The organism is Bacillus sp. FSL M8-0063, from assembly GCF_038005545.1.
Classification (GTDB): Bacteria; Bacillota; Bacilli; order Bacillales; family Bacillaceae_G; genus Bacillus_A; species Bacillus_A wiedmannii.
This window is the reverse complement of sequence record NZ_JBBOTJ010000004.1, coordinates 1-15,120: the sequence shown is the minus strand read 5'-3', so window position 1 is coordinate 15,120 and position 15,120 is coordinate 1. Positions and strand designations below refer to the sequence as shown.

The following is a 15,120-nucleotide window of genomic DNA, read 5'->3' as shown; positions in this document are numbered from 1 at the left end:
TATAGTAATTTTGTAAGCGAGTCGCGCCTACGATTAAATAAACGCGCCTGCTTCGTTATTGCGGTTTAGCCTGCGCCGAATCCCGCTACGACCGTATGCCAACCGCCGCCTAACATTACGTAGAAACCTAGACCTTGCCAACCGCTACCAAACCATAGCGTACCATCTTCGTGAGAAGGTGAAGACGCTCCGTTAACGAAGGTTACTGCGGGCGCTCTTAGTACTGCACCATTGATTTCGACGTTAGCGCCCCACGATCGGATAATAGCATTAGTTTCTAGACCTACGCCGTTTTCGTTCTTACCTCGAATACTCATACCTTGCAGTACGCGCATAACCTTGTCCGTGATGATCTCATTTGTATTCATGTTACCGATATGAACATTACCACTCGCGGCATTAAACGATACGTTACCGTTAGCGTGATCGACTACCGCACGACCGTTTTTATACGGAACTTGGAAATTCTCGGATCGTAATACCTTTCCTTCGACGACATCTGATCCGTATACCTTACGTACGTTAATGCTATCTAACTTTGTACGATTCTGTCCGAACTTCCATAACGCATCCTCTGCGTCGTATTGCGCTGCTCTGTTACCCGCTACCGCCTGTACGCCATCGTATACGCACCAGTTGCCGTTCGTTGTCATAAATCTAACTCGAATCGATTTTGTGTGACCTCCTGCGATATTTCCATTTGCCGTGATGGTAGTGCCATATCTGACATAATCGCCCGCAGCAGGTGACGGGATCGGGAAGTCTTTCGTTTCCGAGTGAACTACGCTGTTATCCTTCATGTGCTCGATAATTAATCGAGGTTGTCCCGCCGCTAGTCCGCCCATCGGCTTCGCTGCGTGGAATGAGATTGTATACTGCTTACCTTCCGTAACGCCGAATCTCTGCGCTAGGTAGTTTCCTTGATTGAATAATCCCGCATTTAGTCCGAACGGTGACGCCTCTACGGGAACGTCGTGCGTATAAGCATTCGCCATTTTTGGCGTACCTACTCTCGCCCACTTCCAAAACGAATCGTTAAGCTCGCCCGACACCGTGTCCCACATAACATTGTAGTAGATTCCACCGATTGCCCCGCCGTCCGCTTGTAGCGTTTCGAATGAGTGATCGTATAATAAGTTCGTACTAGCCGCCGTAGTGTATAATAGTCCCGTTCTCGCGTCTTTAACTAAGAAATGCGCGTCCGTTACTGTTACGCCGTCTTTGTTGATCGTTACGCGCCCGTTACTGATCTCTACGTTATCCGCATTAATCGTTCCGCCTGCGATGTTCTGCGCCTTTAGGTTAATGATGTTCGTACTCGCTGCGTTAATCGTTCCGCCCGTAATACGATCCGCCGACATCGTTCCCGCCGTAATTACACTTGCGTTTAGATTTCGAACTTGTACGCGGTTTGCATCGAGAATACCTGACGTGATTTTATCCGCCGTAATTCCTGCTGCTGCGATCTTGTCGGTAGTGATCGAACCCGCTGCGATCTTTCCTGCATCGATGGAATTTGCTGCGATCTTACTTGCGTTGATTGCATTCGCTGCAATCTTATCGGTAGTTACCGCATTTACTGCGATCTTGTCCGCCGTGATCGCATTAGCTACAACCTTCGAAGCCGTTACCGATCCGTCTACGAGTAGATTTGCGTCCGTCTTACGATGGATCTTCGCGTTAGTCATGTACCATGTTCCGAACGTCGAACCCGTCGTGCCGTCCACCTGCATAAAGACTTTCGCCTTCGTAGCATTTTCGATAGATATGTGAATTTCTCCGCCTTGTGTAACCCACTTTCCGCCCGTAGGATTGATTCGAGGCGTGAAGACAGTCCAGTACGGTTTGTTATCCTTATCGACATAGTGAAGACCTAACGATATCGGTACGCCACTATTTGCCGTTGCCGCAGTTAATTCGCAGTAGAATCGGTCGCCTGTTTTGACTGCGAACCAATCACCCACGTACGTATCTCGTTCGGTTTGCGTTCCTACATATTGCGTCGGTGCTCCCGCAGGTACGCCCGAAGTCGCTGCGCCTACGACATTTCCCCGATCCCATTCGTCACGAGTTCCGTTAATGAATGCGTTATTTGGTACTAAGTTCGTAAAGTCTCCGACGGTTAACTTATTCGTAGTGATTGCGCCCGCTCGGATCTTGTCCGCAGTAATAGCGCCATAACCTAGACTCTCGTCAGTGTGTGGCGACCACGATAGCGCAATATCTCCGTAATTTAACATAACTTTACGGTAGCGATAGTTTGCGGTTTTACCGTCAGTACTTCCGTTATGATCTAATCGAAGTACGGCGCTTTTTACGTCGTCTTGTAGTTTGAATGTCTTCGTAACTCTGTACCAATTATTGCCTAGAGCTACAGGGCTTTCGTTTCCACCTAGTACGAATGCGTAGTCGTGTCCGAATGATTCCGTTAACTCGACTTCATCTTTTTTCGAAGCTAGTACATATACCTCCGATTGTACCGATGTGTTTGCGTCCCTGTGCCATTCGTATGATAGTGTCATAGTTTTTGACTGTCCGCCCATTAGAGAAAATCGAGGTGTCCATATGAACTTTTCCGCGGTTACCGCAGATGTCATAGCTAGAAAGTCTTGACCTATTGACCATTTGCCTAAATCGTCAGACCTACGCCACGGCGACCAACCTGCTTTAAAGTCTGTCCCTCTTGCTAACTGCGCCGACCCTACGTTTAACATTCCTGTCGTGATCTTACTCGCATCTAAGTTAATAACGGCGATTTTCGCTGCATCGATCGTACCGCTTGTAATATTACCCGCTTTTAAGTTGATAATATTCGTATTCGTTGCGTTGATTGTACCGCCATTAATTCGATCAGCAGTCATAGTACCCGACGTAATGTTATTCGCCTTTAGATTCGTAACGTTGACTTTATTCGCATCGATTGTGCCTGTTACGATTTTTTCAGCCGTGATCGTACCGCTATCGACCGCAGTTACCGAAGGTGAGTGCCATAATACTTCCATCGCCTGATTTTTCTTCGTTGGATAATATCCCGAATAGAATCGCATACGTAAGTACTTCGTAGCGGGGTGCATTTTGAAGTTCTGATGTACGTTACGACCCGCAGGACATTCGTACGCTTGACCTTGCGAACTCATTACATAACCGTCCATCATTCGCCATGATCCCGATACCTCTTTTCCCGACCAGAAATACGGATTTGTACGCGGCGTATTGTCGATATTCGTACCATTTGCGTTAACGAAGTACGTTTCGATCTCTTTCATGTTCTTATCGTACGCATTGAATCCGAAGTATTGCGAAGCGTCTCGATTATTCTTATCGACAAACATTCCAATACTGAATTTATACGTTTGATTCGGATCGACCTCGAAGTAGTTCGAATTGTACTGCGTTGGCGTGTCATGATCTGCCGTCGTGAATGTATGCTGAATTGTATCACCCATATTCGAAGATCCACGCAATACAACGCCTGACGACGCATGTTTAGCTACGTTCCACCCGATACTTATGTCGCCTGTGATCGTTGGGTTATTAACGAGACTCTTCGCCAGTATATGCAGCTTTTCCGCCGTGATCGCATTTGCTGCAATCTTGCTAGCGTCGATTGAATTCGCTGCGATCTTTTCCGCCGTGACTGCATTCGCATGAATCTTTGTAACCGTAACCGCATTTGCTGCGATCTTTTCCGCATTAATCGAATTCGCTGCGATACGATCTGAATGTAGCGTACCTGATTTAATGTTGCCCGCATTAAGGTTATCGACATCTACTTTCGTAGCATCGATGCGCCCTGTTAGAATTGAATCGCCCGTAAGGATCGACCCGCCTTGCGTTGCCAATACTTCGAAGTTAGCTATATTACATACGGTTTGTCCTGCTTGCGGCTCTCTTACGATCATACGAACGTATCGCACTTGACGACCTCCGAACGTGTATGATTTCGGCTCTCCTGACGTATTGTTCGTTATATCCGCTACACCGTCCCATTTCGTACCATCTAGCGATGTTTCGATTTTGAAACTCTTCGGAATGTATCGTGCGTCCGTTGTGTAATACGTAGTGAATCCGATCTTACATACTTCGCCGACTATCGTAGTTAGGTCGATAGTAGCCGTCGCAGGGAATGTATTATTAACGATCCATCGTGGAACTGCTATATTATCAATTCCCGTCATTCCGTTAGCTATTAAATTTCCGCTGCTATATTCTGTTTTAGCATTACCTGCGACATTGCGAAGACGTCCGCCGAACTCTAAACGCTCCGCGCTTAACGTTCCCGTACTAATGTTGCTAGCGTTAAGATTTACGAAGTTAGCTTTATTCCCGTCGATAGTCTGTCCGTATAATCTTTCGGCTGATAACGTACCCTTTGTAAGAACGCCCGCGTCGCTCGCTAACTCTTCGAAATCTAGCGGCGATGGCGTCCATTGAGAAGATACTTCCGATACTTTCATCATTACGCCAGTAACACATGCTTCGCCGTTTGATCCTTTTAAGCAGTTCGCAGTTATACGAACTTCGTCAAGACTCGTCATTCCGTCCCAGTTATCGAATTCGAACGTTACCCACTGCCAATGCTTCCCGCGAATGTCGTTTTCTGCGCCCGCATTTGCGTATTTTAAAACCTCTGCGCCTGTTGCGTTTTTACCGCTGAATCTCGCATAGAAACGAATACCACCCGTTGTCATTGATTCCGTATAAACCCACCCGCCGAACTGCACTTTCTTCCCTAGTATGCGAATGTTTGCGACAGGGATCGTATTGATTAAGAAGTTTTCAGCCGTCGAAGGCTGCTTGTTAATTAGGCGGAATACGTGCGTAAATCCATTTAATGCCCCAGTAGTACCAATCGACCACTTATCGGGCGTCGTTTGTGTAGCGCTCCAACCAATCCACCCTAATTTCGCGGCACTATTTAACGCTAGGTTTTGCCCGCTTGCCGATCCGATGGTATCGCGAACCTCCTGCAATTCCTCTTCTCGTGGCTGATCGTAATCCGTCGCCATTGTTCCGATTCCGACTTTGAATTCTTCTAGCGTAATCGTTCCGTCCGTAAAGTCGCGAGCTAACACATACGCAGATAATTCTTTAATCGGCTTGTCGAATACATTGCCCGTTCCGACTAATTGAAGTCGGTTGTATTCAACGTTTGGCTTTATGATTGTTTCGGCTCTACCGCTGATGTACTGGAATGTCCCATCCGTATACGATATCTTTATTTCCATACCTACCCACGGATTCGTCGTTCCCATTGACGCTACTTTACCCGACATTTTTAACGATACTGTTAGCGACTTTCCTTGAATATCTTTGATCGCATTATCTACGAATTTAAAGTACGTATGATTCTTGTTTTCGCCATCTTTTACGATGTGCGTTACGCCCTTTGTGCCCAGTAATAAATTACGACCGACATTCGATAAACCTGCGATTCTGTCCGCTAGTTCTTTCGCTGCTTTGTCTTCGGCTGCTTTTTGCGCTGCATCGGCTTTTTTCTTTGCGTCCGCTGCTGCGGCTTCTTCCGCTGCTTTCTTCGCTGCGTCCGACAACTTCTTCGCTTCTGCTTCCGCATCTTTCTTCGCCTGATCCGCTTTAGCTTGTGCATCTTTTGCCGCTGCTTCTTTTGCTGCATTGATTCGTTTATCTGCTTCGCTTAGTGCGCCCTCTTTCGCTTGATCCGCCTTGTTCTGCGAATCTTTTTTTAGCGCTTCTTCGACCTGCTTTGTTACCTCGTTCGTATGCTCTCTCGCTGCGTCTTCGGCTTCCTTCGCAATACGTTTCGATTCTGTTAAGATCGATTCGTCTAATCGCTTCGCTTCCGTGATCGCTGCGTCTTTCGCCTTGCTCGCTTCTGTCTTCGCCTCTTTAATCGCCGCGTCTCGCGCTTTGTTCGCTGCTTCTAGTACTTCCGTCGGATCTGCTGCGCCGATATCTTTCGGTGACGTTGGCGTCGCTGCGTCCCATACTTTCGTCTTTTCGTTGTACTTGCGGATCTTATTCGGCGTACTTGACATATCGAACCATATCTGCTTTAGGTCTTCGGGCGGTGTATCGCCGTAGTGCCATTCCTTTTCCGCATATCCTTCTACGAATAGTTTCGCATTTAATTCGGCGTCTTTCGCTTTCTTGTCGGCTACTTCCGTTAATTCCTTTTCGACTTCTTCGACTAGACCTTCGACGTGCGACTTTAATTCGATCTTAATTTCTTCGTCCATTTCTTCGGCTACTTCAATCGCCTTGTCTTCCGCCTTCTTCGCCTTAATCGCTGCGTCTTCCGCTGCTTCTGCGATTGCAGTCCCTTCGGCTTTGTTTGCCTTATCCTGCGCTCCTTCGGGCGTTTCTGCTCCGATTTCCTGCGGCGTAGTTGCCGACGAATTAACCCAGCGATTGTTTTCAGCATCCCAACGTTTCATAATGTTTGGTTGTGCCGAAGTATCTAGCCATAGCATATCGGGCGTACGTTTACTTTTAACGGGTTCATTCGGGCTTTTAAGAACTACTTCGCCGCCTTGTTCCCATTTTGTTATATTCTGATTAATCGTTTGTTGAATCGCTTCGATCTGCTTGTTCTTATCGATCACTAGCGGCACGAATTCGCCTAGTACGACGTAATCTTTCGAAGGATCTGTATAAGATCGATAGATCGAAATTACTCGCGCTTTTACGGCTAGTACAGGATCGAACGTCGTATCTTTTACTAGAATCTCGTCGCCTAGTCGTACTTTCTCGTGTTCATATTCCGTTAATGATTCGAGTAGTAAACAGGACATTTCGTACGTCGCTCGCGGTTGTTTAACGCGTCTTAATTCTTCGACTGCTGCTTTCATTAACTCGTATTCGTTTTCTACGCCGCTTAGATCTAAACGTTTGAATAGATGCTTTCCGTTCTTTCCGTATAGCTGCAATGCCTGATCGTCTCCGACCCATTTTTGACCTTTAGGTGATACGTAACCGTCGTGTATATTTTGGAATGCTTCGATCGTAAGGCGCTTTCCGTTCTCGTCTGCTTTACCGATTGGAATAATAGCCGTTGCGATGTCGGATCTATCTACTTGACGCGTAACGCCCGTCAGATCCTTTCCGAATGTGAATCGTTTACCCGTGTTGTTTCCGCGCTTCTTAATTAGATGTACGAATCTCTCGCGTACTTGCGTCCCGATGAAACTTACCGTAAATTCCATTTCGAAACCGAATGTATCGCGAATCTGATGCAGCGCAGCTAATGCCGTAGGGTATTCGTGAAGGTTAACGTTTTCTAGTCCTGCATAATCGATCATTCCTAATTGCCAACCCGTGCCCTCTAGTACTTTCGTCGCTGCGTCTTTTGCGCTAACTGCTCGCAGCTCTTCGCCATCTACTACGCTATTGTATAGATCGTCGATAGCTGCATTTTCTGCGAATACAGTTCGGACGTACTTTCCGTCCCTGCGCTCTTCTCTCGTTCTGATAATCGTAAATAGTATTAACTTACGATCTTTGTTTCGTACGATCACGTTATTACCTGCGATTAAGTGCGCAGTAGCGGGATCACTTGCCAACGTACTAAATTGATACGTTAGAAGTCCGTCCAGTTGCTCTAAATGACCGTCCTCGAAAAACTTAGGTGTTTTCGGTAGGTAGTTAGTAAGAATCGTTTTTTGCCTACCGTATGGATCTGTTACGATAATCATGTTGTTTGTTTTGATATTCGCCATTGTATACCGCCTTTCTTTGCCGCTTTAGCGACGTATATATAAACGCAAAAAAGCGATCCCGTCGGTAATTTGACAAGATCACTTTAATGTGTTAAAGGTATTTATTTGTGAATGTAATATTCGTATCGCCCGCGCTCGTGGGGAATATCGCTAGTTCTGATCGTCCCGTCGGAATACTAAAGAAATCACTCGACGGATCTAGTAGATCGTTTGCGAGAATTCCGTTTTTATAGATTGCAGCCGACCCCATATCGACCTCTAGCGTATCACCGCTTTTGAACGCCATATCATTTACTTGATCGCGCTGATTCTCGTTATACTTGAATATGTTAACGTGATTTAGCGTCATGTAATAACGTTTGTCGCCATTACCTAACATCGACGTTTCTAGTTGAACGCCCGCTAGTTTGTTAAGATAACGCCCAGTATAATCGGCATATTCTCGATATAGTTCGGTATGGAATCGACCTGTTTTCGAATCCTTTAACGCGAAATACGTAAACCATGTAACGTAGCCCTTACGTTCTTTTCGCCCGAATCGAATAATGCCGTCATTCCATTCCGACCATACGCCATCGAAGCCGCCACGATCGTAAACCATTTGGATTCCGTTGTTAAGATCGCCGAACTTAACCGTCGCAAGCTGCTGCGTTTTCATCCATGTAACATCGTTAATATGCGCATTACCGAACTTTCGCCCGTTCTGATCTAGTAGGTAGAATCCAACTCTTCCCATATCTCGACGATCCCATGATCTAAACGTAGAATGCAGCTCGACCATAAAATTATCGATAGGTTCGGGGATGTTTCGATACATTGATGCGCCGTGCCATCCGTTAAACTTCGGATCGGTTTCGCCTTCTTTCGCCTTTCCGTAATCCCATCCTTTTTGATGGAATAAGTAGCCGTTACTTTCGAATGTACCGTGAACGACCCCGTTATAGATGTCGCTTGCGTCTCTCCATTGTCTCGGATCGATAAGCTCGTCATAAAGTACGCGCTCTTCGTACGGAACTGTACTTTTCGTATAGTCGGGCGATTGTCCCGCAGTTACCGCATAATCCTTACCGATAATCGATATTGTCGGCGTATCTTCCATGAACTTGACTTTTACATTCGGATATGCTTCGGTAGTCCCTTCGTTCACGACTTCGGTTTTCATATTGCCGCGCTTGATCTCGTATTCTTTCTCTAGTCCGTCGCCTACTGGATCGGAACATAGTAACGTAAACTGGATCATGCAGCTTGTACCGATTGGTGTTATCGGTGAAGATCCGTCGAGCTTTGCCGTATAGCTTACGTGGTTTTTAAAGTCGAAGATTAATTCGCCGTCGTCTTTATTTAGCCATGAGCGTATCGCATCTAGCTTCGTTTCTCTTTCTAATTCAGTAGCAGCCGTAATCGTTGCAATAACGTCGTATCGCATTACGTCCATTTCTGATCCGAAATCATAAGCGCCGATTTTACCCGACGCCTTTAGTAGATTCGCAGATTTCTGCGGTAATAGATCCCGCTGAATCGTATTAACTAACATGTACCTGCTAGCGTGTTGCCCTCGATAGATGAATGCCATATTTATATCCCCCTAGCCCTTTGTTTAGAGCGTTCTAAGTACGCTAATTGTTCCGCCACTTTTTCTACGTCCGCCTCTTCTCGCACATGAAGTTCCGCGATTTGGAAGTTATTCGTTACTTTGCGTTCACCGTTCGTTTTAGCCGTTCCGTTTGTATTTGCGGGAACTTGCGCACTAGGTCTATTCGCCGTACGAATCATATTGAATAAATTCGCTTGCTGCGCTTGTGTTAAGACCATTTCATTTTTTAATAACCTTGCGTCCACTTCGTCGAATTTCGGTCGATGTCCCGCAGGTAGTCCGCGAGGATTACCGCCGTTATGATACTTCGGACGTTTCGTTACTTGCGATAGTGTACCGCCGTTATGTCGCTTTTCAGCTCCCGAGAATATTTCCGATACTGTACGTTGTATCGACTCGAATACGCGAATATAGACGGGCTTCTCTTCGGGCTTCGTCGCTTCCCTCTTAATTTCCGCGAGACGCGCTTTCGCCTGTTTATCGTCCATGTTAAGATTCTTCGTAACTTCTTCTTTCATTTTCCTTTCAGCGTCGGCATTCTTCTTCTCTACGTCTGCGATATCGCCCTTTGTCTTTTTCGTATTCTCCTTTTGCGCATCCTTATCGGCTTTAGCGTTCTTTTTCTCGTGATCGGACGTATCGCCTTTCGTCTTCTTCGTGTTTTCCTTCGACCCTTTCTTATCGGCTTCGGCGTTCTTCTTATCGTGATCGGACGTATCGCCTTTCGTCTTCTTTGTATTCTCCTTCGACCCTTTCTTGTTCGCCTCTGCGTCTTTCGCGTCGAAATCGGACGTATCGCCTTTCGTCTTCTTCGTCGCATCCTTTTCCGCCTTTTCTTGCAGTTCATCCGCCTTTTTCTTCTCTTCGTCGATGTTCGTTTTTACGTTTTTATCGACGGGCTTTCCTAGCGCCTCATTCATATCTTCGATAGAATCCGTAGTATCTTCGACACCCTGCTTATATGTTGCGTGATTATCTTTAGCCTGATCGATCGCCGTCTTCGTTTCCTGTAGCTTTTCGACTTGTTCTTTCGCTGCTGCGAGTTGGTTTTCTTGCTCCGTAGTTAGTACCGCGCCTGACTGCTTCTGCTTCTCTAATTCGGATACGACGTTTTGCTCTGCTGATAATCTTTCGTTTACCATTCCCGCCAGTTCTCCGACTGCTCCCGTAATGCCTACGGCTGCGGCGTGCTCTTCGATAATCTTGTCGGTTGTCTTCTGACTTAGTTGTAAGCGTTGTTGCGCTGCGTTAAGATGTCCCTTTAATTCAGTACCCGCAGATTTATTAACCGCTAGATCGGCGTTTGCAGTTTGTAGGGAATCTCGTCGGCTATTTAGTATCAGCCCTGCGTTGTTGATTTGCCTTTCGTCCCCACGATCTACGGCGTCGTTATATTCTTTTCGTGCTTTGTTATAGCGTTGTTGCGCTTCGGCTTGCGCTTCTTCGAGTCCCTTACGCTCTTTTAGCGAAGTCTGATAGTTCTTCGAAGCCTCGACCATATCTTCGAGATCCTTTTTCTGATTAATCATAAGTTGCGTTTGTTGCAATTCGAGTTCGATACGCTGCATTTCCTTATACGAATCTCCTAGCTTTCGAGCCTCGTCCGAAGTTTTAGCGATCGCATTACCTTTCTTGTCGAAGGCTTGTTCGGTCGCAGGTGCTTTCGAAATGATTTCCGCATTAACACCTAGATACTCTTTTAGTTCGTCTTTCGTAGCGCCTGACTTTTGACCTAACTGTTCGTATTCGTCGATAAGTTTTTGCTTTTCTGCGCCTTCTTCCGCCTTGTGGATTTCGGTGGTTAGATCGCGATATCGTAATAACTCGTCCGTAGTTAAGTTGATTTTCCCTTTTAGTTGGTCGTGCTTGTCCGCTAAGTCATACATTCCTTGTGCCTGCTCGCCTAACGATTGATATGTATCTAGTGAAACCTCTTTATACTCTCGCGTAGCGCCCTTTGCTTTCATGAGTACTAACGATAATGCGCCGACTGCTGCGGATACGCCGACGATCCATGCCGTGGCAGGGCTTGAAATAAGTGTAGCTCCCATAACTTTCATAGCCGTTGTAATCTTACCGATATTTAGGTAAACGAGCGTCGCCGTAGCTGCGAAACCTGCTGCCGCTAATCCTGCGACTAAGAAGGCGGGGTCTACTTGCCCTAGCGCACCTACTAGATTTGCTGCACCTAATGTTACAGACGTTAATGCAGGTATTAATTGTTGCCCGATGTTGATCGCCAAACCTTCGGAAGCGGATTGTAATTGCGTCCATGCGCCTAATAACGTAGCTTGCTGAATTTCCGCCACTCGTTGAGCAGTTCCGCCCGATTCTTCTAACGTTGTTTTATACTTCTGCAATGCGGGTTCGCCTTGTGCTAATAACGCTAAGAATCCCGCTGACGCTTCCGTACCTACTAATTGCGCCGCCGTTACAGTCTTCTGCGTTTCCGTCATGCCTTCCATTTTCGAACTAATATGTCCGATCAATTCGGGTAACGGCTTGAAACTTCCGTTTGCATCTACGACCGAAATTCCTAACTTTTCGAACGCCTTTTCCGTTTGTCCCGTTGGATTCGCTAATGATAGTAGTGCAGCACGAAGCGACGTACCTGCTTGCGATCCTTGAATACCTGCGTCGGACATTTTAGCGATTGCGGTCGCTGCATCTTCGATACCCCAACCTAATGCGTTTGCTACTGGTGCTACGTATTTCATCGCCATACCTAATTGATTCATATCGGTATTTGCAGTCGTGAAGGTCTTCGCTAGTACGTCCGTAGCATGTTGCGTATCTTGCGCAGTTAGTCCGAAACCCGTCATGATATTAGATGCGATATCGGCGGCACTACCTAGATCGATAGCCCCCGCAGCAGCTAAGTTTAATACCGACGGTATTGCGTCGATACTGTCTTGTGCTTTGAAACCTGCTAACGATAGGAAGGCGAGTCCGTCCGCCGCTTGCGAGGCGCTGAACTGTGTCGTCGCTCCCAAGTTCTTCGCGGTTGATTCTAACTGTTTGAATTCCGTATCAGTTGCGCCTGATATCGCCTTAACCTTCGCCATTGACTGTTCGAAGTTTGCCGCAGCTTTAACGGAAACACCTACCGCAGCTACGACGGCAATTCCCGCCGCCGCCGATGCTTTATTTAACATCGAAATACCTTCCGAAGTTTGTTTCGACTTGCTAGTCGTGTTTTGCATTTCTCTTTGTGCTTCCTGCATCCCCTGTCTAAATTGCGCATTATCGAGGGTTAATCTAGCTCTTATTTCTCCTGCATTCGCCATCTATAATGCCCCCTTTATGATAGTGCTCGTAGCTCTTCGAATTTAGATCGATTGAACTTCTCGCGCCTCGGTTTTATTCCCGCTTCTCGCGTCCAGTTACGGACTAAATTGCGGTAGTCTTCTTGTTCTAAGTTTTTCGAATTAGCTATCGTTAATAGGTCTAGCTTCTTCGCTGCTTTTTGATTTCTCGACTTTTCCGCATAAATTGCGAGGTCGATAAGGTAATAATCTTCTTCGATTTGTCGTTGGGTTACGCCCATTACTGACGCCATTTCTAGAAGGAAACTATCGAACGGATCTTCTAAACTTCCGTCGTCTCTTCGCTCTTCTTCGCTTTCGTCGTCGGCGCTTTCGGTAATAGGCTCATTACGTTTTTTACCATACGATCTAGATCGTTATATTTCGTCATTTGTACGAGGTATTCGACGATCTCCGCCATACCTGCGTCATTGTGAAGGTAATCTTCGTCGATTCCCGTTAGCTGCGAAGTGATCGTTACGAAATCGTCCGTTGCTGCTTCGACTGCTGCGAGTGCATACGCTACGTATTGATCTTCGGGCGCGCCCATAACTTGAATTACTAAGTTCGGAACGTTTCCCGTAACCGTCATTAGCTCTTTAAACTCTTTCGGCGTTACCTTTCTAACTCGTACCTTCTTTGACCCTAGCGTTAACGTATCGTCCGATAACATCGCCGTTTGTGCTTCCTTGCGTGTAAATACGTTTTTGATTTTCGTAAGCATATATCTTCCTCCTTGTCGAAGTTGATAAAACACATTGATTGTGCTTCGTGTTTATATAAACGCCGATAAACGACAAAAAAGACTAGAGCCGTAGCCCTAGTCGTCGATTATCGTCTTTATTTTATTTGCCCGTAGCTCCCACGGTTTCTTTCTCTTTGATAGTTTCGTCACCTAAGATGTATAGAGTGCCGTCAGTATCAGGGAACGCATTGAACGTAATGTTCGCAATACGCTCATTATCGGGATCGAACGTGTAATCAGGATCAGCCGACGCCGCTGCGTTTGGTACTGTAATCCAATCGTTAGCCGTAGCGTTCGGATCGGTTGGCTTGATAACCATTTTCTTCGCAGTAGATAACATATCGAAGCCCGCTTGCGCTGATACGAATAACGCTTGCTTATCGCCACTTTCTACGAATTTAGAGTTAGGCATTACTTTGCCCAGTCGCTTTAAATCATGTAATGCGAATGGTACAGTCGTTTCTGCTTTACGACCTTTCATGATCGATTTAACAGGTGTTTCGCCGTACTGATCGACTGTAACTTCTTGTACCGAAGTAGATACGCCGAAGTTAATTCCGCCTTTTGTAATATCGAATTTAACCATATCTTCGCCCGTTCCGTATTCTACGATTGCAGCACCGATAGGTACATTGATAGATTTATTCTTTGTCATTTTATTTCCTCCTAATAGTTAATTGAAAGTTTAGCGAAAATATAGGACGTTTCGCCTCGTCCGTTCCCGTCCATATCGGATAGGATTGTAACGCCTGTATATATGTAACCGACGTATCGCCGATCATAATTTCTTCCTTATACTTAAACTCTTCGTAAAGAGCTAGTGCCGCCTTTAATGCGCCGCTACTATCGTTCGGCTTCCCCCGTACTAAGAATTGCATTGTCGGTCGTCTAACGCCCGTATTTTCGGTAGGCATTCCGCCATGAATTAAGACCAATACGCAATCGTCTTTCGAAGTCGTGGGATAACTAAACGCATAATACGTGTTATTAGGCACTAGCGATTTTACGTAGGCTACTGTTTGTTTGATGTCCATCTACTTCAATCCCTTCAAAATACCTTCGCCCAACCACTTTAGGTACTTTTGCGATTAGCCTTTTAACGGGCGTTCTAGATACTTACTATCGACCGCATAGCCATTAAAACCGCCTGGTTGACTCGGTGTGTACGACCATTCATGCATCGCAATTGCGTAATTAAAATTACCGCGACCGTACGCCGAAAACGAGACTTCTCCGACTATGTTTCCGCCTTCTTTCTTAACACTCTTCTTATGCGACTTACGTAGACTACTTTTATCGATCGGTGCGATATTTGACGCAATCCGTGCGAGATCATCTACGCAATCATTCATAGCAGTCATTGCCGCCGCATCTGAGCCGTTAGCAATCCGTGTCATGTTACTGTTAAAGCTACCTAGATCGAACGTAAGCGAGCTCATTAGATATACACCACGGTCATTAACGGTTTACCGCTAAAATCCCGCTGAATGTTAATGTTTTTTGGATTACCTTTGTACGCCGTTCCTAACTCATTGGCGTATTCTATTTCGTCCGCATACGTAATATCGGCTAGCTTATCTAGTAATAATTTAAGATCGACTACGATCGTAGCGCCGTGCATCTGACTATTTCGATCGGTTGTGGTATGCGAACCCTCGACCGCACGACATTTTAACTCGACCGTTTCCACTTCCGAAGGATTGCCCCATATATCGAGATCGCCCGACTTCCTTCGCCTTGTGACCGTTTGTTTTAATGGTACGATTGCCATTACACCAT

At 46.1% G+C, this 15,120-nt stretch carries 10 protein-coding genes and 1 pseudogene; 1 reads left to right on the top strand and 10 read right to left on the bottom strand.

Annotation, left to right across the window (positions count from 1 at the left end):
* Positions 1-65: 65 nt before the first annotated feature.
* Together MKX31_RS28010 and MKX31_RS28005 are read right to left on the bottom strand one after the other, a co-directional pair.
* Positions 66-7,697: a phage tail spike protein gene (locus MKX31_RS28010; RefSeq protein WP_340981815.1), complete on the bottom strand. Its 7,632-nt coding sequence runs from the start codon at positions 7,695-7,697 to the stop codon at positions 66-68.
* 91 nt (positions 7,698-7,788) lie between these two features.
* Entirely contained in the window at positions 7,789-8,844 is a 1,056-nt protein-coding gene (locus MKX31_RS28005) for a phage distal tail protein (protein ID WP_340981901.1), read from the bottom strand.
* A 16-nt stretch (positions 8,845-8,860) separates the two neighbouring features.
* Here MKX31_RS28005 and MKX31_RS28000 point away from each other — a divergent pair, with 16 nt between their 5' ends.
* Positions 8,861-8,992: a hypothetical protein gene (locus MKX31_RS28000; protein WP_340981900.1), complete on the top strand. Its 132-nt coding sequence runs from the start codon at positions 8,861-8,863 to the stop codon at positions 8,990-8,992.
* Here the strand turns inward: MKX31_RS28000 and MKX31_RS27995 are convergent.
* From MKX31_RS27995 to MKX31_RS27960, 8 genes and pseudogenes are all read right to left on the bottom strand, one after another.
* Positions 8,962-9,231 (bottom strand): annotated as a pseudogene (locus MKX31_RS27995) (phage tail domain-containing protein); the annotation flags it as partial. The gene MKX31_RS28000 and the pseudogene MKX31_RS27995 sit on opposite strands and share 31 nt — an antisense overlap.
* Before the next feature lie 41 nt (positions 9,232-9,272).
* Positions 9,273-12,578, bottom strand: coding sequence for a phage tail tape measure protein (locus MKX31_RS27990; RefSeq protein ID WP_340981813.1), 3,306 nt, complete (start codon positions 12,576-12,578; stop codon positions 9,273-9,275).
* A 14-nt stretch (positions 12,579-12,592) separates the two neighbouring features.
* Positions 12,593-12,838, bottom strand: a complete 246-nt coding sequence (locus MKX31_RS27985) for a hypothetical protein (protein WP_340981811.1) — start codon at positions 12,836-12,838, stop codon at positions 12,593-12,595.
* Between the two features lie 41 nt (positions 12,839-12,879).
* On the bottom strand, positions 12,880-13,320 hold the full coding sequence (locus tag MKX31_RS27980; protein ID WP_340981810.1) for a hypothetical protein: 441 nt from the start codon (positions 13,318-13,320) through the stop codon (positions 12,880-12,882).
* Positions 13,321-13,441: 121 nt separating this feature from the next.
* The gene (locus MKX31_RS27975; protein ID WP_340981808.1) at positions 13,442-13,996 is read right to left on the bottom strand and encodes a hypothetical protein; all 555 of its coding nucleotides are present in this window, start codon (positions 13,994-13,996) and stop codon (positions 13,442-13,444) included.
* Position 13,997: 1 nt separating this feature from the next.
* Positions 13,998-14,375 (bottom strand): minor capsid protein, encoded by a 378-nt coding sequence (locus tag MKX31_RS27970; RefSeq protein ID WP_340981807.1) that lies wholly within the window; start codon positions 14,373-14,375, stop codon positions 13,998-14,000.
* A gap of 54 nt (positions 14,376-14,429) precedes the next feature.
* Positions 14,430-14,693, bottom strand: a complete 264-nt coding sequence (locus tag MKX31_RS27965) for a hypothetical protein (RefSeq protein ID WP_340981805.1) — start codon at positions 14,691-14,693, stop codon at positions 14,430-14,432.
* An 86-nt stretch (positions 14,694-14,779) separates the two neighbouring features.
* A partial coding sequence (locus MKX31_RS27960; protein ID WP_340981804.1) for a hypothetical protein occupies positions 14,780-15,120 on the bottom strand: 341 nt, incomplete at its 5' end.